The 19,164-nt window shown below is 62.1% G+C and carries 14 protein-coding genes and 2 riboswitches; of the genes, 5 read left to right on the top strand and 9 right to left on the bottom strand.

Features of this window, described 5'->3' with window-relative positions; translation table 11 throughout:
• Positions 1 to 9: 9 nt before the first annotated feature.
• A complete protein-coding gene (locus tag RBR25_RS01730) occupies positions 10 to 3,456 on the bottom strand; it encodes a pyruvate carboxylase (RefSeq protein WP_432817802.1) in 3,447 nt (1,148 codons plus the stop codon).
• 326 nt (positions 3,457 to 3,782) lie between these two features.
• Here RBR25_RS01730 and RBR25_RS01725 point away from each other — a divergent pair, with 326 nt between their 5' ends.
• Positions 3,783 to 5,174, top strand: a complete 1,392-nt coding sequence (locus RBR25_RS01725; RefSeq protein ID WP_432817801.1) for a sigma-54-dependent transcriptional regulator — start codon at positions 3,783 to 3,785, stop codon at positions 5,172 to 5,174.
• Between the two features lie 329 nt (positions 5,175 to 5,503).
• Here RBR25_RS01725 and RBR25_RS01720 read toward each other — a convergent pair whose 3' ends face one another.
• From RBR25_RS01720 to RBR25_RS01710, 3 genes are read right to left on the bottom strand one after another with little or no spacing between them, the layout of a single operon-like run.
• Positions 5,504 to 6,298 (bottom strand): ABC transporter permease, encoded by a 795-nt coding sequence (locus tag RBR25_RS01720; RefSeq protein ID WP_432817800.1) that lies wholly within the window; start codon positions 6,296 to 6,298, stop codon positions 5,504 to 5,506.
• Positions 6,291 to 7,058, bottom strand: coding sequence for an ATP-binding cassette domain-containing protein (locus RBR25_RS01715; RefSeq protein WP_432817799.1), 768 nt, complete (start codon positions 7,056 to 7,058; stop codon positions 6,291 to 6,293). The genes RBR25_RS01720 and RBR25_RS01715 overlap by 8 nt, the downstream gene beginning before the upstream one ends.
• Positions 7,055 to 7,786: a uracil-DNA glycosylase gene (locus RBR25_RS01710; protein ID WP_432817798.1), complete on the bottom strand. Its 732-nt coding sequence runs from the start codon at positions 7,784 to 7,786 to the stop codon at positions 7,055 to 7,057. The genes RBR25_RS01715 and RBR25_RS01710 overlap by 4 nt, the downstream gene beginning before the upstream one ends.
• Positions 7,787 to 7,880: 94 nt before the next feature.
• Here RBR25_RS01710 and RBR25_RS01705 point away from each other — a divergent pair, with 94 nt between their 5' ends.
• On the top strand, positions 7,881 to 8,792 hold the full coding sequence (locus RBR25_RS01705; RefSeq protein ID WP_432817797.1) for a zinc dependent phospholipase C family protein: 912 nt from the start codon (positions 7,881 to 7,883) through the stop codon (positions 8,790 to 8,792).
• A 50-nt stretch (positions 8,793 to 8,842) separates the two neighbouring features.
• Here the strand turns inward: RBR25_RS01705 and coaBC are convergent, their stop codons facing one another.
• From coaBC to RBR25_RS01680, 5 genes are read right to left on the bottom strand one after another with little or no spacing between them, the layout of a single operon-like run.
• Positions 8,843 to 10,045 (bottom strand): bifunctional phosphopantothenoylcysteine decarboxylase/phosphopantothenate--cysteine ligase CoaBC, encoded by a 1,203-nt coding sequence (gene coaBC, locus RBR25_RS01700; protein WP_432817796.1) that lies wholly within the window; start codon positions 10,043 to 10,045, stop codon positions 8,843 to 8,845.
• Between the two features lie 14 nt (positions 10,046 to 10,059).
• On the bottom strand, positions 10,060 to 10,689 hold the full coding sequence (locus tag RBR25_RS01695) for an MBL fold metallo-hydrolase (RefSeq protein ID WP_432817795.1): 630 nt from the start codon (positions 10,687 to 10,689) through the stop codon (positions 10,060 to 10,062).
• Position 10,690: 1 nt separating this feature from the next.
• Positions 10,691 to 11,854 carry a 3'-5' exoribonuclease YhaM family protein gene (locus tag RBR25_RS01690; protein WP_432817794.1) on the bottom strand — a complete coding sequence of 388 codons (1,164 nt, stop codon included), beginning with the start codon at positions 11,852 to 11,854 and terminating at the stop codon, positions 10,691 to 10,693.
• On the bottom strand, positions 11,851 to 13,440 hold the full coding sequence (locus tag RBR25_RS01685) for an NAD(P)/FAD-dependent oxidoreductase (protein ID WP_432817793.1): 1,590 nt from the start codon (positions 13,438 to 13,440) through the stop codon (positions 11,851 to 11,853). Before RBR25_RS01685 ends, RBR25_RS01690 begins: the two co-directional genes overlap by 4 nt.
• Positions 13,441 to 13,444: 4 nt before the next feature.
• Positions 13,445 to 14,617 (bottom strand): response regulator, encoded by a 1,173-nt coding sequence (locus RBR25_RS01680; RefSeq protein WP_432817792.1) that lies wholly within the window; start codon positions 14,615 to 14,617, stop codon positions 13,445 to 13,447.
• A gap of 263 nt (positions 14,618 to 14,880) precedes the next feature.
• Positions 14,881 to 15,058, top strand: a riboswitch (cobalamin riboswitch).
• Positions 15,059 to 15,322: 264 nt separating this feature from the next.
• Positions 15,323 to 15,521: riboswitch (cobalamin riboswitch) on the top strand.
• 12 nt (positions 15,522 to 15,533) lie between these two features.
• On the opposite strand from RBR25_RS01680, the gene RBR25_RS01675 reads away from it, so the two are divergent.
• From RBR25_RS01675 to RBR25_RS01665, 3 genes are read left to right on the top strand one after another with little or no spacing between them, the layout of a single operon-like run.
• A complete protein-coding gene (locus RBR25_RS01675) occupies positions 15,534 to 17,360 on the top strand; it encodes a TonB-dependent receptor domain-containing protein (protein WP_432817791.1) in 1,827 nt (608 codons plus the stop codon).
• A gap of 2 nt (positions 17,361 to 17,362) precedes the next feature.
• Positions 17,363 to 18,211, top strand: a complete 849-nt coding sequence (locus RBR25_RS01670; RefSeq protein WP_432817790.1) for a helical backbone metal receptor — start codon at positions 17,363 to 17,365, stop codon at positions 18,209 to 18,211.
• Positions 18,208 to 19,164, top strand: coding sequence for a FecCD family ABC transporter permease (locus tag RBR25_RS01665; RefSeq protein ID WP_432817789.1), 957 nt, complete (start codon positions 18,208 to 18,210; stop codon positions 19,162 to 19,164). The genes RBR25_RS01670 and RBR25_RS01665 overlap by 4 nt, the downstream gene beginning before the upstream one ends.

The raw sequence follows: 19,164 nt of genomic DNA, 5'->3' as shown, positions 1-19,164 counted from the left end.
TCTTTTCCCTTACCCGAGAATCACCAGCAGATCCCCCTGTTGTACCTGATCCCCTTCCTTGAAGAGAATTTCCTTGACCACACCCTCTTCTTTGGCCTTGACGTTGGTCTCCATCTTCATCGCCTCGGTGGAAAGGAGGGTCTCCCCGGCCTTGACCTCGTCGCCGACGGCGACCAGCAGCTTGAAGATCTTGCCCGGCATCGGCGCGCCGACCTGTTGGGGATCATCGGAATCGGCCTTGCGGTGCTCGGCGACATCGGACTCGACGGAGAGATCCTTGACCATCACCTGTCGCGGCTCGCCGTTGAGTTCGAAGTAAATGTGGCGGGTAGCGTCGGGATGGAGATTGCCGACGGCGTTGAGCTTGACGATCAACGTCTTGCCCGACTCGATCTCGAAGGTCGTTTCATCCCCCACTTCCAGTCCGTAGAAGAAGACCGGCGTGGGCACCTTGGACAGGTCGCTGTATTCCTGGCGCTCATGATCGAAGGTCTCATAGACGCCGGGATAGAGCACCGCCGAAAGAACTTGCCGGTCGTTGACCACATGCCCGAGTTTCTTCTCCAGCTCCGCCTTCTTGGCGGCGAAATCGACCGGCTCCAGCAGTTCGCCGGGACGGCAGGTCAGAGGTTTCTCGTCCTTGAGGATGATCTTCTGCAGTTCCGGCGGGAAACCGCCGACGGGCTGACCGATCATCCCTTTGAAGAAGTCGATGACCCCCTGCGGAAAGGTATAGTTCGTTCCCCGTTCGAAAACATCCTCGGGCTCCAAGTCGTTCTGGATCATGAACATGGCCATGTCGCCGACAATCTTCGACGAGGGGGTAACCTTGATCACGTCGCCGAACATGTCGTTGACCTTGCGGTACATCTCCTTGCACTCTTCCCAGCGGTGGCCGAGCCCCAGGCCTTCGACCTGCGGCTTGTAGTTGGAATACTGGCCGCCGGGGATTTCGTGATGATAGACCTGGGCGGTACCGCTGCGCAGTTCCGACTCGAAAGGGGCGTAGTAGGTGCGCACCGTCTCCCAGTAGTTGGCCAATTGTTGCAGCCCCTGCTGATCGAGGCGGGGATCCCAGATCGTCCCTTCCAGGGCCGACAGCAGGGCGTTCATGTTCGGCTGCGCGGTCAGACCCGAGACTGAGGAAAGGGCGGTGTCGACGATGTCGACTCCGGCCTGGGCGGCCATCATCAGCATCGCTCCGCCGTTGCTGGAGGTGTCGTGGGTATGAAGATGAATGGGGATGCCGATCTCGTTCTTCAGCGCCCGGATCAGCTTCTCGGCGGCAAAGGGCTTGAGCAGGCCGGCCATATCCTTGATCGCCAGAATATGGGCGCCCATCGCTTCCAGTTCTTTGGCCAGATCGACATAGTACTTGAGAGGATACTTGTCCCGCTTGGGATCGAGAATATCCCCGGTGTAACACATAGCCGCTTCGCAGATGGCGTTGTTCTTGCGCACCGCGTCCATGGCCACCTTCATCCCCTTGGTCCAGTTCAGGGAGTCGAAGACGCGGAAGACGTCGATACCGCTCTCCGCCGCTTTGGCGACGAATTCCTCGACGACGTTGTCGGGATAGTTGGTGTAGCCGACGGCGTTCGAGCCGCGCAGCAGCATCTGGAAGAGGATGTTGGGAATCTTCGCCCGCAGGCGATCAAGGCGCTCCCAGGGATCTTCCTTGAGAAAACGCATGGAGACGTCGTAGGTGGCGCCCCCCCACATCTCCAGGGAAAAGAGCCCGCCGCCGAGGTAGCTGGTGGCATCGGCGATGCGCTCGAGATCGTAGGTGCGGAAGCGGGTCGCCATCAGCGACTGGTGAGCGTCGCGCATGGTGGTGTCGGTGATCAGCAGCTTGCGCTCTTTAAGCGCCCACTGGGCCAGCCCCTCCGGCCCTTTCTCCAGCAGGATGTCGCGGCTCCCCCGGGGCCGCACGGCATTGTAGGGGATATCGGGGATATCGGCCTCGCGCAGGTCGGTGGAACGGAGCGGCTGCTTGATACCGGGATAGCCGTTGACCACGGTATGGCCGATAAACTTGAGCAACTTGTTGGCGCGGTCCTTCTTCTCGCGGATTTTGAAAAGTTCCGGGTTGGTGTCGAGATAAGAGGTATCACACAGCCCATCCAGAAAGGTCGAATGGGTAATGACGTTTTCGAGAAAACCGATATTGGTCTTCACCCCGCGGATGCGGAACTCCTGCAGAGCACGGTGCATCGAGCGGGCCGCCGTGTTGAAATTCAGCCCCCAAGTGGTGATCTTCACCAGCAGGGAATCGTAGTGGGGTGTGATGCGGGATCCCGAATAGGCGTTGCCGGCGTCGAGGCGCACGCCGAATCCGGCGGGGCTGCGATAGACCTTGAGGGTGCCGAAATCGGGGGCGAAGTTGTTGCCCGGATCTTCGGTGGTCACCCGGCACTGGATGGCGTGGCCGCGCAATTCGATATCGGCCTGGCTGGATACGCCGATCTCCGGATCGGAAAGTTTGTGCCCCTCAGCCACCAGGATCTGGGTCTGCACCAGGTTGCGACCGGTAACCATCTCGGTGACGGTATGTTCCACTTGGATGCGCGGATTGGTTTCGATAAAGTAGAAGTTCTGGTCCTTGTCCATCAAAAATTCGACCGTTCCGGCGTTGATGTAACCGACGCTGTGAGCGATCTTCATGGCCATGGCGCAGACCTCTTCGCGCTTGGCGGAAGAGAGGTTCGGCGAAGGAGCCAGTTCGATAACCTTCTGGTGGCGGCGCTGAATGGAGCAATCGCGTTCGTAGTAATGGACAATGTTACCGTGCTTGTCGCCCATGATCTGCACTTCGATGTGCTTGGGCTTCTCCAGGTATTTTTCCAGAAAGACCGAGGCGTTGCCAAAAGCTGCCTTGGCCTCGGAAGCCGCCGACTTGAGACCTTCGAGGAGTTCCTTCTGGTTGTAGGCGACGCGCATACCGCGCCCGCCGCCACCGGCGGCGGCCTTGACGATGACCGGATAACCGCAGGATTTGGCGAAGAGCAGGGCTTCTTCCTCGCTGGTCACCGGCTTCTCGGTGCCAGGGACCACGGGCACTCCGGCGGCGACGGCGACCTTACGAGCCGCCACCTTGTCTCCAAGCTGCCGCTGGATCTCGGCGGTGGGACCGATGAAAGCAATGCCGGCCCGTTCGCAGGCCTCGGCGAATTCGGGATTTTCCGAGAGAAAGCCGTAACCGGGGTGGATGGCGTCCACCTCCTTTTTACGGGCCAGTTCGATGATCTCGTCGATGCCCAGATAGGCGTCGATGGGCCCTTTGCCCCGACCGATCAGGTAGGCTTCGTCGGCCTTGTAGCGGTGCAGGGTGAGTTTGTCCTCTTCCGAATAGATGGCCACCGTTTTGATGCCCAATTCAGTACAGGCGCGAAAAATGCGGATCGCGATTTCGCCCCGGTTGGCGGCCATGACCTTCTTGAACTTGCGTACTTCCATCAAACCTCCTCAACTGCCGGCGCCCGTGCGCGGAAAAAACATTTACCGAAAATAAAACAATTACAGTAGGGCTTAAAGTTTAGTTAAATTTAAAATTTTGCGTAATTTTAAATATTTAGACGGTTTTCGACGAGACGAAACATCTAATCAGTTCAGAGGTTTCTTGTCAATATGAAATGTTGTTTTAATTCATCGCAGGAAGCTTCGTTTCCTTACCGGACCTCGGGAAAAGGCGCGCCGGCCTGGCGAAAGATCTTGCCGCAACGGGGCGAACATGCTAAGAATCTCACCGTCAAGCAAATGACGCCCAGCGTTGGAGACCCGCCATGAAAGAGCAGCGCCCCCGCATTCTCGTCGTCGACGACGAGCAGCCCAACCGTGAAGCCCTCTCCCTGCTGCTGCAAAGCGCCAACTACCAGGTTGCGGCAGCGGCTACGGGAGAAGAGGCCCTCGGCCTGCTGCGGCAATCCACGTTCGAGGTCGTCATCACCGATCTCTTCCTCCCCGACCTCAGCGGTATCGATATTCTCAAACAGGTCAAGAGCGACGCCCCCCCGACCAGCGTCATCGTCATCACCGGCCAGGCCTCGGCGGAAACCGCCGTCCAGGCCATGAAGGAGGGAGCCCTCGACTACATTACCAAGCCCTTCAATTTCGAGGAGCTGAAGATCCAGATCGCCAAGGCCTTGGAGAAGAGTGCGCTGGTAGCGGAAAATATCTACCTGCGCCAGCAGCTGCGGGGCAAGTACAAGTTCGACAACATCATCGGCAACAGTGCCGCCATGCAGCAGGTTTTCGCCCGCATGGAGCGCATCGTCCAGACCGATTCAACCATCCTCATCCTCGGCGAATCGGGAACCGGCAAGGAACTGGTGGCCAAGGCCATTCATTACAACGGACCGCGCAAGGACAAGCCCTTCGTCGCCATCAACTGCGGGGCGATTCCCGCCGACTTGCTGGAGAGCGAACTCTTCGGCCACACCCGCGGCGCCTTCACCGGCGCCGTCGCCGACAAGCCGGGCAAGTTCGAACTGGCCCACAACGGCACCCTCTTTCTCGACGAAATCGGCACCATGCCCGCCCATCTGCAGATGAAGCTGCTGCGCGTGCTCCAAGATCATGTGGTCGAACGGATCGGTTCCGACAAAAAGCTTAAACTCAACATCCGTCTGATTTCCGCCACCAACGCCGATCTGGAAGAGGAGGTCGGAAAAGGTCAGTTCCGCGAAGACCTCTACTATCGGCTCAACGTCATTCCCATCCACCTTCCCCCGCTACGGGAACGCCGCGAGGACATTCCCCTGTTGGCCCATCATTTCCTACGCAAGTACTGTCGGGAAATGAACCGGCCGCTGATGACCGTCGCCAACGAGGCGATGGACCGCCTGCGGGATTACGACTGGCCGGGAAACGTGCGCGAACTGGAAAACATCATCGAACGCACCGTCGCCCTGACCGCCGGCGAGCATATTGAAATCCGTGATTTGCCCGCGAACATCGCCCGTATCGACGCGCCGGCGAGCCTCTTCGACCCCGGCTGTCCCCGCATTCCGGCGGAAGGACTCGATCTGGGGACAACTCTGGAGACCATCGAAAGGGCGCTGATTCATCAGGCGCTGGAACGGGGTCAGGGGATCAAGGCCCGGGCGGCGGCCCTCCTCGGCCTTAACCGCACCACGCTGGTAGAAAAAATCAAACGTCTCAAGCTCGAAAGCTGAACCCACAGACAGGACCGAACCCCGACAACGAAAAAGGCGCACCGCCAGGCGCCCTTTCAAACGATCACCGCAAACAACTTCCCCATCTCGAGCCAAGCGGCCCATCACGGCGCGCGCCAGGCGTGACAGCAGGTCGTGCAAGTTCCGTCCTGAGCGAACCGTGCCAGCACCGACCACCTTTGTTGTGCTTGCCTTTGCCTTGCAAACCTCTCGTATTCTGTCGCACCCCCTCCGAAGATTAGGGTTGCTCACCTGACAAAACCAAAGCCCTGCCCCGAACCAAGAAAAGGTATTTTCTTGGAGATTTTTCATTGATCGAAATTTCCACGTCATTTCGTGAAATTGTCGAGACGGAGTTGATGCGCCCTGGTAAAGAAGCCGCGCCGCCCGAAGATCAAAATGAGAAAGGTGGTTACCGCCACGCTGGCGGTAATGACGCACATGATGGCGATTTGATAACGCACCGCCAAGAGCGGTTCGGTGCCGGAGAGGATCTGCCCGGTCATCATCCCGGGGAGAAAGACGATGCCCATGGCGGCCATGGCATTAATGGAAGGGATCAGGGCCGCGCGGAAAGCCCCTCGCACCGCCTCGGCCGAGGCTTGCCGGGCGTTCGCCCCGAGGCAAAGAGAGGTTTCAATCTCCAGCCGCCGCTCCTTCATTTCGGCAGCGAGACGCTCGGCGGCCAAGCTCGCGCCGGTCATGGAGTTGCCGATGATCATCCCGGCCAGAGGGATGAGGTAGCGGGGATCGTACCAGGGCGTGAGGCCGATGACCAGGGTGCAGAAGAAGAAGGTCGCACCGAAGCAGCCGATGAAAAGGGAGATCCCCACCACCCGATGAAAGCGCGGCATGCGCTCCTGGACCCGCGCCCCCACGGCATGGACGGCAAAGCCCCCCATGACCAGCAGAATGAGGAGAACCGGCACCGGGCTGGCCAGAGAGAACACCGTCTTCAGCAGATAGCCAACGGTCAGCAACTGGGCGATCATGCGCAAGGACGACCAGAGCAGATCCCGCTCCTGGCCGATGCCGTTCCAACGGGCCAAGCCCGCAACAAAGAGAACCAGGCCATAGACCAGGGCCAGATCGATAAGGGAGAGATCGACGACGCCGTCACTCATGGGCAGCCTCCGGCGCGGAGAGGAAACGACGCAGCGCGTCGGCGCGGGGGTTTTCGAAGAAGTCGGCGGCCGCACCCTCTTCGAGAATCCGGCCGCTTTCGAGAAAAGCCGCCCGGTCGGCGACGCGCCGCGCCAAGCGCAGATCGTGGGTGAGCATGAGCAGGGTCAGACCCCGCTCGCGGCGGATATCGCGCAGGGATTGGCCGAGCTGGTCGGCGGTGGGGGGGTCGAGGGCGCTGGTCGGCTCGTCGAGAAGCAACACCCCCGGCTCAAGCAGCAGGGCACGGGCCAAAGCCAGGCGCTGCTGCTGGCCAACGGAGAGGGAACGGGCCTGCCGGGGGAGAAGCTCCGCGGGCAGACGGCAAAGATCAAGCACCCGCCGCGTCTCCACAGAATCGGCCGAAGGTTGAGGCAGGTTGCGAAAGACAAAGGGCCGCTGCAGATTGGCAAGAACCGAGCCGTCGTACATGAAAGGCACCTGCGGCACGGCGGCAACGCGCCGCCGCAGAGCCAAGGGGTCGAGGCTTGCGATATCGACGCCGGCAAGAAGGATGCGCCCGCCGTCGGGATCTTCCAGGCGGTTCAGTAACCGCAGCAGAGTACTCTTGCCGCCGCCGGAGGGACCGACCACCACCGTCAGACTGCCCGCCGGCACCACCAGATTGATGCCGCGCAGAATCTCCACCGGGTTCCCCTCGGGATCACGCCGCGTCTTGCGCACATCCTCCAGCGCCAGGCTCTCTCCCACCCCCTTCATCATCCCCCGCCCCGCAGACGTTGCCGAACCTGCTTGAGATCCTCCCAGGATTCCCGTTTGGCCGCCGGGTTACGCAGCAGATAGGCCGGATGATAGGTCGGCAGCAAGGGTATCCCCTGATAGTCCCGCCACTGACCGCGCAACCGGCTGATCGGAGTACCGGATGCGAGCAGGGACTGGCTGGCGACCCGACCCAGAGCAAGGATCATCTCCGGCGCGATCGCCGCCAGCTGGCGTTCGAGAAAGGGTCGACAGGCGGCAATTTCCCCGGGTTCCGGATCGCGGTTGCCGGGGGGACGGCATTTGACGACATTACAGAGGTAGACTTCGGAACGTTCCAGACCGATGGCGAAGAGCATGCGGTCGAGCAGTCGGCCGGCCTCTCCGACGAAGGGCTCCCCCCGCTCATCCTCCTCCCGACCCGGGCCTTCGCCGACCAGCACCAGCCGGGCGCGGGGAGCGCCGGCGCCGAAGACGATATGGCGCCGCCCCCGGGCCAGAGGGCAGCGTTGACAATCGCCGAGGTCGGCGCGGACTTCGTCCAGGGTTTCGCTCCGGCAGGGAGCCGTCCCTCCCCGATCGAGGCCGCGCACGCTCAGCGGGCAGACCGGCGGATTATCCGCAAGGGCGGGCAGCGGCAGCGCACCGAGACCGAGACGATCCAGATCCTGCAACACTCCCCGCGCCTGCGCCAAGGCTTCGCACAATTCCTGACGGAGATTTTCCGGCATGACTGACTTCCGTAAAATGGGGTTCCCCAGCCGGCGCCCTTTACTTGGCCGCCGGTAAGGATTATCCTGCTAACATATTTTTTCTGAGATGCCTATGTTCTGCCGTTGCGCCATCCCCCTCATCTTTCTCCTGCTGCTTCCCGGCGAGGCCCTGGCCTGGGGGATCGGCGTGCATCTGCAGCTCGGCTCCCATATTCTCGCCCATCTCCAGCAGTTGCCGCCGCTCTTGCAGACCCTGCTCGGTGCCTATCCCCAGGATTACCTCTACGGCTGCATCGCCGCCGACATCACCCTGGGCAAGAAGTTCACCCATTATCTGCAACACTGCCACAGCTGGCGCATGGGGCAAAAGATTCTCGACGCGGCCCAGAGCGCCCCGCAAAAAGCCTGCGCCTACGGCTACCTGAGCCATCTCGCCGCCGACACTGTCGCCCACTCTTACCTGGTTCCTTTCAAGATGGTGCGTACCTTCAACACCATCTTTCTCAAGCACGCCTACTGGGAGGTGCGTGCCGAGGCCCAAGTGCCGCCGGAAATCTGGGCGGTGGCCCGCAGCATCGCCCGCAAGCGTTTTCCCGATAACGACCTGCTCCTGCGCGGAGAGCTTTCGGACACCATCTTCTCCTTCGCCACCAACAAACGGCTCTTCAACTCTCTGCTGCTGCTCAACCGCCTGCGCCACTGGCAGAAGATGCTGCGCTCCATCGACCACAATTCCAAATGGACCTTCAGCCCGGCCGATCAGGAAGAATACCTCTCCCTCGCCCGGGAGGCGGAGATAAGCGTCCTGACTCAGATGGAAGAAAGCCCCTACTGGAAAGCCGACCCCACCGGTGAACGGGCCATCAACGCCGCCAAGATGATCCGCAAAAACCTCAACCTCCTCTGGCTCGACGGCAAACTCCCCGACTGGGACGGCGAAGCGATTCTCGCCGATCTCAAACCCCGCTTCCGCGAGGGCATCACCCGCCCCGACGACCTGTTGGATCTGCTGTCGGCGTATTGATGGCGGGAGAGCAACGGTGATGCGGTTCCATGCTTCACCGCATCCTGCTCCTACGTCGACGGCTTCAGCAACCGAGCGATACGGTCGAGGAGCTGGTCGGCAACCTCGTCCTTGCCAAGCAGGGGGAGTTCCTCGCCGGAACCGTCCCGGTAGAGCAGGCGCACGGCGTTGGTGTCGACATCGAAGCCGGCGTCGCTACGGCTGACGTCGTTGGCGACGATCAGGTCGAGATTCTTCTCCGTCAGTTTCTTGCGGGCGTTCTCCACGAGGTCGGCGGTCTCGGCGGCAAAGCCGATCAGCAGCCGATTCCCTTTGTTTCTCCCCAACTCGGCAAGGATATCCGGGTTCTTCTCCAGCGGCAGAATCAACGCCCCCTCCACGCCCTTCTTGATCTTCTGCTCGGCGCGCATGGCCGGGCGGTAATCGGCGACCGCCGCCGCCTTGATCACCACCGTCGCCTCCTCCAGCCGTGCCAGCACCGCCTCGCGCATCTGCCGGGCACTCACCACCGGTACCAGCTCGACCCCGGCCGGCGCCGCCAACGCCGTCGGGCCGCTGACCAGAATCACCCGCGCCCCACGCCGACGAGCGGCGCGGGCGATGGCGTAGCCCATCTTCCCCGACGAGTAGTTGCTCAGGTAGCGCACCGGGTCGAGTTCCTCGCGGGTTGGCCCGGCAGTGACCAGCACCGTCTGCCCGGCCAGATCCTGAGGCGTCAGCAAGCGCAGGGTCTCCTCAAAAATCCGCTCCGGATCCGGCATCTTCCCCTTTCCTTCCCAGCCGCAGGCGAGAAAACCCGTGTCCGGTTCGAGAAAATGGTAGCCGAGCTGCTCCAGCTTCTGCTGGTTCATCTGATAGACGGGATTTTCGAACATGTTGACATTCATCGCCGGGACAAAGAGGACCGGCGCCTTGGTCGCCATCAGGGTCGTGCTGAGCAGATCGTCGGCCAGGCCGTTCGCCGTCTTGCCAATGAGATTGGCGGTGGCCGGCGCCACCACCACCAGGTCGGCGCGGTCGGCCAGGGAAATGTGACCGATCTCCCGCTCTTGGTAGAGATTGAAGAGGTCGGTGTGCACGGGGTTGCCGGAGAGGGTCTGGAAGGTGAGCGGCGTCACGAACTCGCGGGCGCTTGCGGTCATCACCACGAAGACTTCGGCCCCGGCCTTGATGTACAGCCGCAACAGCTCCACCGCCTTGTAGGCGGCGATCCCGCCGGTGACGCCAAGGAGGATGGTTTTATCCTTGAGCATAGTGGTCTCTCCCTTTAAATGAATGCGCCGACAAAGGGGTTGTTGCGTTTTTCCCGACCGATGCTGGTATCCGGGCCGTGGCCGGGATGCACTACCGTCGCCTCGGGCAGCACCAGCAGATGTTCGCGGATGGCGGCCAGCAACTGTTCGTGATTCCCCCCGGCAAGGTCGGTGCGGCCGATGGAACCGGCGAAAAGGGTATCGCCGGCAAAGAGATGGCCGTCGACCAGCAGGCAGATGCCGCCGGGGCTGTGCCCGGGGGTGTGAATGACCCGGATACGCAGCTCGCCGACGCTCAACTCCTCGCTGCCGGCAAGGGTGCGGGTCGGAGCGGGGGACGGAACGACGCTGAGGCCGAAAAGCTCGGCGTGACGCTCGGCCTGGGCGAACAGGGGAACATCCTTTTCGTGGATCAGCAATTCGGCGCCGGTCTTCTCCACCAGAAACGCATTGGCGCCGATATGGTCGAAATGGCCGTGGGTGTTCACCACCAGCTTCGCATGCAGCCCGGCACGCTCCAGCGCCGCGAAAATGCGCTCTCCCTCATCGCCGGGATCGATCACCAGCGCCTCGCGGGTCTTCTCGCAACCGACGATATAACAGTTGACTTGCAGCGGCCCGACCGGCAACGTTTCGATGATCATGTTATCTCTCTCTGCCCGAATCTTCCCCGAAAAGATCGAGGCTCTTGCCCTTGAGCTGATCCCCCAGGGTAAAACCGAAACCCCGCTTCGTCTGTTCCCTGCCTCGATTCCCTTCCGGCGCTTTCGGCCGTTCGCTCGCTACCGGCCGGGAAGGCGGCGGAGCGGCGACTGTTTCCTGCTGTGCGGCGACCGGAGCCGGAGCGGACGACGCCCGGGAACTACCGTCGCGGAAGAAATAACGGTCGTAGAGGCGATGGTAGCTGGTCCAGGAACCTTCCCGGTCCGGTTCCTTGGCGATATGCGCACTCACCCCGTTGATCTTTGAGTCGAGGTCGTCGATGAAATTGAGAACCACCGCTTCCAAGGTCTTGGGCCGCTTGGGCGAACCATATTCGTACTGGCCGTGATGGGAAAGGAGCAGATGCTTGAGAATCATCGCCAGCCGCGACGGAAATCCGGGAAGGCCCTGGATTTTCTCGCCGATCATCTCCACCCCCATGACGATATGGCCGATCAGCTTGCCTTCGTCGCTGTAATCGAAGGAGCGCTCGTAGCGCAGTTCGGCGACCTTGCCGATATCGTGGAGTAGGGCGCCGACGATCAGCAGGTCACGGTCGATACCGGGATAGCGGCGACTGACGTCATCGGCCAGAGCCGCCACCGCCAGGGAGTGTTCGAGCAGACCGCCGAGAAAGACGTGGTGCATCGACTTGGCCGCGGGAGCCGCCACATAGCGGCTCATGAATTCACGGTCCTTGATGAAGGCTTCCATCAGTGCCTTGAGATGGGGATTGCCCAGGGCGGCAACCCGCTCGACCAGTTCGGCGCGCATTTCCGCGACCGGCCGATCGGAAACGGGGAGAAAGTCGGCGAGATCGATTTCGGCCTCGGGAACCGGCTCCAGTTCCTGAATCACCAGTTGCATCTTGCCGAGATAGACGCTGGCCTTGGCCTTGATGGCGATAAAATCGTTCTTTTCGAAGGTCGCAGCCAGTTCGTCGACCCGGTCCCAGACCCGCCCCTCGACCTCGCCGCTGCGATCGGCCAGGCGCAAGGTCATATAGGGTTTGCCGTTTTTGGCCAGGGCCAAGGTCTTGTCGCCAACCAGGAAAACCCCGTCGACCCAATCCCGCTCCTTGATCTGCGTGACAAAAATATTCTTCAAAGACAACTCCCGTTTACTGTGGTGAGAATGTTTACCGCGACGCGCAGACCGTCGAGGGCCGCGCTCATGATGCCGCCGGCGTAACCGGCCCCCTCCCCCGCCGGATAGAGCCCGGGATGGGAAAGGGATTGTCCCGCCTCGTCACGGAGGATGCGCAAGGGGGCGGAAGTCCGGCTTTCCACCCCGATCAGGGTCGCCTCGGCGGTGACGAAACCGCGCATCTTGTGGTCAAAATGGGGCAAGGCCCGGCGCAGACCGACCGTCACGAAGTCCGGCAGCACCTCGGCCAGGGGCGCTTCCCGCACCGGTGGACGGCAACTGGAACGCACCGCACCCCCCGCGCGCCCGAGAAAGGCCATGAGATTCTGCGCCGGCGCCCGGTAATCGCCACCGCCGGCGGCGAAAGCCGCCTGCTCCCAACGGCGCTGGAAGCGGACTCCGGCCAACGGATCGCTCCCCGCAAAATCGTCGGGGCGCACCGTCACGACCAAGGCGCTGTTGGAAAAGGACCCGTCCCGGCGCGCCAGACTCATGCCGTTGACCACCACCCCACCTGCTTCCGAGGCGGCGTTGATCACCTCGCCGCCGGGACACATGCAGAAGGAGTAGACCCCCCGGCCGCTCTCCGAATCGTTCCAGGCCAGGGCGTAATCGGCGGTCGGCAGTTGGGGATGGTCGGGCAGGCCGTACTGGATGCGGTTGATGAGCGCAGCCGGATGCTCCACCCGCACCCCCAAAGCGAAGGGTTTGGCCTCCAGAAGAACTCCCGAGCGCTGAAGCATTTCATAAGTATCGCGGGCGCTGTGCCCGGGGGCCAGCACCAGGCTGTCGCAGGGCAGCCGCGAGCCGTCGGCCAGAAGACCGCCGACGACCCGCCCGTTACGACAGTCGAGCCCCCCCAGACAAGCATTGAAGCGAATCTCCACCCCCAAGGCCTGCAAACGGCGGCGGAACCCGATCAGCACCCGGCGCAGGCGGTCGCTCCCCACGTGGGGTTTCGCCTCGATGAGAATCCGCTCCGGCGCGCCGCAGTCAACCAGGGCGCGCAATACCTGAAAAGTCCGGGGATCGTTCAGGCGGGTAGTGAGCTTGCCGTCGGAAAAGGTCCCCGCCCCCCCCTCGCCGAACTGCACGTTGCTCGCCGGATCGAGGATGCCCTCGGCCCAGAAGCGCTCCACGTTCCGCACCCGCTCTTCCACCGGACGGCCGCGCTCGATCAGAGTCACCGTGACGCCGCGCTCAGCCAGATGGAGGGCGGCAAAGAGCCCGGCCGGTCCCATCCCCACCACCAGCGCCCGATGGGGGCGGGTGATCCGAACGATCTCCGAAACACCCGGCGCGGGAGCCGCTTCCAGTCGGGCCATAGAGGCGTGGCGGCGCAGCAGCGCGGCTTCGTCGGCAACGGTGAACTCTACCGTGTAAACCCGCAGAACCCGGGGCTTCTTGCGCGCGTCGATACCCCGCCGGACGATGCGTAAATCGCGGATGTCGTTGGCAGTAAGGCCGAGAATTGCAGCCGCCTTGCGGGGGAGCGAGTCCTCGTTTTCATCCAGATTCAGGGGGATTTCCCGGAGGCGCAGAGCCATTGGCTCACTCCAGCGGCAACTGCACGTGGAAGGTCGTCCCCTGACCCGGCGCGCTGTCCACCCAGATACGCCCGCCATAGGTCTTGACGATACGCAGCACGACGGAGAGGCCGCAACCGGTTCCCTTGGACTTGGTGGTGTAGAAGGGGTCGAAGATATGATGAAGGTTTTCCTCGGGAATCCCGGCGCCGGTATCGCTGATGGTCACGTGAATGGCCCGGTCGTCATGGCGCAGGTCGAACCCGAGAGTACCCCCCTGCTGCATCTCGTAGAGGGCGTTGGCGAGGATATTGTTGAAGACCTGCTCCAGTTCTTTGCCGTCGGCGAGAATCGGCGGCGGCTGGGTGGAAAAGGTTTTATTCAGGGTAATCCCGTAAGCCCGGATCTGTTCGGAGAAACCTTCGAGCACCCGGTCGATGATCTCCGGCAGAGACTGCATATGCAGCTCATAACGGGGGCGCTTGCTGGAGGCCAAAAGATTGACGAGGATGTCGTCGATGCGATCGACCTCCTTGAGCGCTTTATCCACATAGGAGGCCTGCTCGCTACCGGGATCAAGACCGTTTTTCAGCAGCTGCATGAAGAGGCTGATGGTATTCAAGGGATTGCGGATTTCGTGAGCCATGCCGGCGGAGAGATGGCCAAGGGCCACCAGTTTCTCTCCCTGAACGATCTCGGCGTGGGCCTGCTCCAGTTCCCGGCTCTTCTCCGCCACCCGCCGCTCCAGCTCGCGGTTCCAGTCCTCGATCTCCCGCAGCAGGCGTTCCCGCTCCTGGCGCAGTTCCTTATTGTTCAACTCGATTTTACGGATGCGCAGAACGGTTTCCAGGCGGTCGACCAGATCCTGATTGTTGAAGGGCTTGAGGATGTAGTCGGAAGCGCCGGCCTTCATCAGCTCGACGGCGATCTCCTCGCTCCCCTTGCCGGTAAACATGATGACGTAGGTCTCGGGGAAGCCTTCGCGAATCTTTTTTAAAGCCGTCAGGCCGTCCATGTAGGGCATCATATAATCGAGCAGCACCACCGCCGGCCGTTGCTCTTCGATCAACGCCATGCCCTCCTCACCGTTTCCGGCGGTGAGCACTTCGAATCCCCGGGCGCGCAGGATCATGGAGGTCAGCTCGAGAATGATCTTCTCGTCATCCACCACCAGAATGCGCCGATCCTCGTTTCCCACTACTTATTCCTCCCAAAGCCGTTGAAAGAAAAGTAGAATAGCCGCCCCCCCTTTATTTGACAAGGAGAAATGGCCGACAGGTGAAATGGCCACGGCTGTGTCCCATGATTTTTTAGCATAACTCCGCTCCACTCCCCCTGCCTTTTCAGGCACCTTTTTCACCATTGCATTCAGACACATTTCGGCTTTCCCCACTGGGGGGTAATGTGTTAATCTTCGCCGTCCAGAAAAGGGAGCCACCCTGCGTAACGGCTCCCCTTCCATTTGAAAACCACGAACGAAGCGCGGAAGAGGGGTGTAAAGCCCCCGCTGCCCCGCAGCCGTGAGGGGAACGAACACCCGCCCATGCGTTTGTATGGGAACAGCCACTGGGAAATCTCCCGGGAAGGCGGGTCAGTAGGTCGCCCCGAGCCGGAATACCGCTTCGTTCGCAAGCCTCGGGGGAGGCACAGGTGTTCGATTTCCGCATGCTCGCGACAATCATCCCAGCGCAATCCGCTCTTCACTCGTCCCGCACCGGCAAACCGAGCGCGGAACGCCTCCCCCGTTGATTCATTCACAACCTTTTTTTGTTTGCTGCTTTTGCAAAGAGCATCACCTTGGCTGGCTAGTCAAAAAGCGGTTAAGGCCAGGCGCGCCATGGTCGAGCAATGAAGCGTACTTATGTACGTCGAAGCCGCGAGACGATGGCAGCACGCAGTTGTTGTCGAGTTTTTACGACGCCATCTTTAACCACGGACGCAAGCGCGGAAGAGGGGTGCGATACCCCCGCTGCCCCGCAGCCGTGATGGGAACGAACGCCCACCCATGCGTTTGCCATGGGAAAAGCCACTGGGAATCTCCCGGGAAGGCGGGTCAGTAGGTCGCCCTGAGCCGGAATACCGTTTGCGTCCGATAACTTCGCGGGAGGTTCCTCATGTTCAAACGCATCGTCTGTCTGTCCCTGTCCCTACTCATCCTGCCGACGGTCCCGGCCCAGGCCGAGGTCGCCACCCTGCCGGGGGTCGTCGTCACCGCCTCCCCCTGGGCGGAGCCGGAAGCGACCGTAACCCAGGATCTGCACGTCATTACCCGGGAAGAGATTGAGGCCAAGGGTGTTCCCTTTGTTACCGACCTGCTCCGAGGTCAACCCGGTCTGCATCTGGCGCAAAGCGGCGGGACCGGAAAAAACACCTCGATCTTTGTGCGCGGCGGTAACAGCGCGCACGTTCTGGTCCTCATCGATGGGGTCAAGATCAACAGCCCCAGCACCGGCTCGGTGGATATCTCCGGCATCGCCACCAGCGACATCGAACGCATCGAAATCATCAAGGGCCCGCAAAGCACCCTGTACGGCTCGGAAGCCATGGCCGGGGTGATCAACATCATCACCCGCCAGGGCACGGACCAAAGCAAGGTGAGTCTGACGACGGAAGCCGGTTCCTACCGCACGGTGAAAAATACGGCCACCCTTGCCGGCGCCAACGATCTCTGGAATTACCGCCTGACCGCTGACCGTTTCGACAGCGACGGCATCTCCGTGGCCAAGAGCGGCTCGGAACGGGACGGCTACCAGAAGAGCGCGGTCTCCTCGCGCATCCGCCTCACCCCGACGGAAAAGGCGGAACTGGGGCTCAACCTGCGCTACAGTCGGGACCGCTCGGAACTCGACGATTTCCTCTACGGCGTCGGCCTGGTGGATGATCGTCATTTTTTGCAAAAACGGGACAACTACCTGCTCTCCGTCGACGGCAAGATCAACCCGACGAAGTATTACGAGCAAAGCCTGACCCTCTCCCTGGCCGGGGAACGCTACCGCGCCAAGGATGCGGACACCCCCTGGAACAATTCCGAGATCGACAACGACACCCGCATCGCCGACTGGCGGCACACCTTCGACTTCGCTCCCGTCACGGTGACGGCCGGCTTCAACTTTCGCCGGGAAGCCGCCGATATTAAAGAAAATTTTGATGAATCCGCGGACAACCGCGCCGCCTACCTGAACGGCAAGCTGCGCTTTTTCGACGACAGCCTGATCCTCGACGGCGGCATCCGCCACGACAACCACGAAACCTTTGGCGATCACACCACCTACCGGGCCGGCATCCTTTACCGGCTGAAACCCTGGGGCACCCGTTTCAAGGGGAATTACGGCACCGGCTTCCGCGCCCCCAGCCTCAATGATCTTTACTGGCCATTTTACGGCAACGAAGATCTCGAACCGGAAAAGAGCCGCTCCTTCGACGCCGGAATCGAGCAGGACTTCCTCGACGGCCGCCTGGTTCTCAGCGCCGGGTGGTTTCGGCAGCGCTATCACAATCTGATTCAATACAACATCGCCACCTTCACCGCCGACAACATCGGCCGCGCCCGCTGTGAAGGCTGGGAGTTCGAAGCGACCCTCACGCCCACGGATAACCTGACCCTGAACGCCGCCTTCACCACCATGGACCCCGTCGATCTCGAAAACGACGTCCGCCTCTCCCTGCGCCCGAAGAAGACCGCGAACGCCTCGGCCGAGTACCGCATCGCCGCCTTTCTGATCGGCGCCGACTACCGCTACGTCGGGAATCGCTTCGACCGTTCGGCCAAGGAGTGTTTGCCCTCCTATTCCCTGGTCGACCTGCGCCTCTCCTATGACCTGAAGCCGACACTCACCCTCTTCGCCCGGGTGAACAACCTGCTTGACAAGGATCATCAGGAGGTCGCCGGTTACGAAACCCCCGACGCCGCCGTCTACGCGGGACTCCGGGCTTCCTTTTGACCATGCCCCTGGTCCTTGCCCGCCTCCTTGTTCTCGCCCTGCTGCTCTCGGGGCCGCTCCGCCCGGCCTGGGCGGAGGACCCGGAGCGGATCGTCTCCCTGGCCCCGGCCATGACCGAAACCCTTTTCGCTCTCGGTCTCGGCGAGAAGGTGGTGGGAATCACCTCGGTCTGTGACCGGCCCGAGGCAGCGCGGGACAAGGTCCGGGTGGGGGGAATGTCGAATCCTTCGCTGGAGTCGATTCTCGCCCTTAAACCGGAACTGGTGGTGATGACCACCGACGGCAATCCGAAGTATATCGCCGATCAGTTGCAACGCTTCGGCATCGCAATCCACGTTTTCACCCCCCGTCGCCTTTCGGAAATCCCCGGGGGGATCCGCGAACTCGGCGCGCGCGTCGGTGCCGCAGAGACCGCCGACATCCTGGCGCGAAAACTCGAAAATCTGCTGACAACCCCTCCCCGGTTTGCCGCCGGGGAGGGACCGAAGGCGCTCTTCGTCATCTGGCCGGAACCGCTCATCGTCGCCGGTCCCGGCACCCTGATCGACGACGCTCTGACCCTGGTCGGCTACGTCAACATCGCCGCCGACGCCGGCACTGCCTACCCGCGTTTTTCCGTGGAAGAAGCTCTGCGCCGCAAGCCTGATGTCATCTTCCTCGGCCTCGGCCACGACCGGGATAATCCCCGGACCCAACGCCTGCTGCAACGCCTCGTCCCCCCCGAACTGGGCCATCCCGGGCGGATCGTCACGGTCAGCGATGCCCTTTATCGTGCCGGACCGCGCCTGCCCGGCGGCATCGTCGAACTTTCCTCCGGTCAAAACTTAGGGGCGAAAAGAAGCGACCGATGAAAAGAACAAGGGTATTTCTCGCCTGCGCAGCGGCGCTGCTGCTAGCCCTGGTATCAATCTTTTTCGGCCCGCGCCTACTTAACCCCCTGGCCCTCGATGCCGAGTCCCGGCAGATCTTGCTGCTGCTGCGCCTGCCCCGTTCGGCGGTCGCTTTTCTCATGGGAGGCGCCCTCGGCGCTTCCGGCCTCATTCTCCAAGGCGTCTTTCGCAACCCCCTGGCCGACCCCTACATTCTCGGGCTCTCCGGCGGCGCCTCCCTGGCGGCGGCTCTCGGCATCCTGCTGGCCGGTAGCCTCCCCCTGCCCTTGCCCCTTCTCGCCTTCGCCGGGGCACTCGGCGCCTGCGCCCTGGTCGCCGCTCTCGGCCGGGGACCGGAAGGACTACGCCCAGACCGTCTGCTCCTGGGCGGTATCGGCCTCGGTTTCTTCTTCTCCGCCGTCCTTCTGCTGCTCATGACCCTGGTCAGCGACGGTGGCCTCAAGCGCACCATTCTCTGGATGTCCGGCGACCTCTCCTCGGCGAACTGGGAACTGATCCCCGGCGGCCTGGCCCTGATCCTGGGCGGGCTGGCGCTGGCACTGGCGCGGAGCAAGGGGCTCAACGTCCTCGGCCTCGGCGACGAAATTGCCCACGGACTCGGCTTCAACCCCGGGCGGGAACGCTTCTTCCTCTTCATCGCCGCTTCCCTCATGACCGCCGCCGCCGTCTCCCTCGGCGGCACCGTCGGCTTTGTCGGCCTGCTCGTTCCCCACGCCGTCCGCCATCTGGTCGGCGCCGATGCCCAGCGCGCCCTGCCCGTCTCCTTTTTCGGCGGGGGCACCCTGCTCTGTCTCGCCGACAGTCTCGGCCGGAGTCTGGCCGCCCCTCTGGAAATTCCCGCCGGGGTCATCGTCGCCCTGATCGGCGCGCCCTGGTTTATCCTGGTGCTGCGCAAGAAAGGCTACGGACTCTAA

Source organism: Trichloromonas sp. (genome assembly GCF_034006665.1).
Classification (GTDB): Bacteria; Desulfobacterota; Desulfuromonadia; order Desulfuromonadales; family Trichloromonadaceae; genus Trichloromonas.
Note: the sequence above shows the minus strand (reverse complement) of the source record. Positions and strands in the feature narration are given on the sequence as shown.

Coding starts and splice junctions, on each gene's coding strand:
- RBR25_RS01730 (WP_432817802.1), bottom strand. CDS start 3,456: ATGGAAGTACGCAAGTTCAAGAAGGTCATGGCCGCCAACCGGGGCGAA.
- RBR25_RS01725 (WP_432817801.1), top strand. CDS start 3,783: ATGAAAGAGCAGCGCCCCCGCATTCTCGTCGTCGACGACGAGCAGCCC.
- RBR25_RS01720 (WP_432817800.1), bottom strand. CDS start 6,298: ATGAGTGACGGCGTCGTCGATCTCTCCCTTATCGATCTGGCCCTGGTC.
- RBR25_RS01715 (WP_432817799.1), bottom strand. CDS start 7,058: ATGATGAAGGGGGTGGGAGAGAGCCTGGCGCTGGAGGATGTGCGCAAG.
- RBR25_RS01710 (WP_432817798.1), bottom strand. CDS start 7,786: ATGCCGGAAAATCTCCGTCAGGAATTGTGCGAAGCCTTGGCGCAGGCG.
- RBR25_RS01705 (WP_432817797.1), top strand. CDS start 7,881: ATGTTCTGCCGTTGCGCCATCCCCCTCATCTTTCTCCTGCTGCTTCCC.
- coaBC (WP_432817796.1), bottom strand. CDS start 10,045: ATGCTCAAGGATAAAACCATCCTCCTTGGCGTCACCGGCGGGATCGCC.
- RBR25_RS01695 (WP_432817795.1), bottom strand. CDS start 10,689: ATGATCATCGAAACGTTGCCGGTCGGGCCGCTGCAAGTCAACTGTTAT.
- RBR25_RS01685 (WP_432817793.1), bottom strand. CDS start 13,440: ATGGCTCTGCGCCTCCGGGAAATCCCCCTGAATCTGGATGAAAACGAG.
- RBR25_RS01675 (WP_432817791.1), top strand. CDS start 15,534: ATGTTCAAACGCATCGTCTGTCTGTCCCTGTCCCTACTCATCCTGCCG.
- RBR25_RS01670 (WP_432817790.1), top strand. CDS start 17,363: ATGCCCCTGGTCCTTGCCCGCCTCCTTGTTCTCGCCCTGCTGCTCTCG.
- RBR25_RS01665 (WP_432817789.1), top strand. CDS start 18,208: ATGAAAAGAACAAGGGTATTTCTCGCCTGCGCAGCGGCGCTGCTGCTA.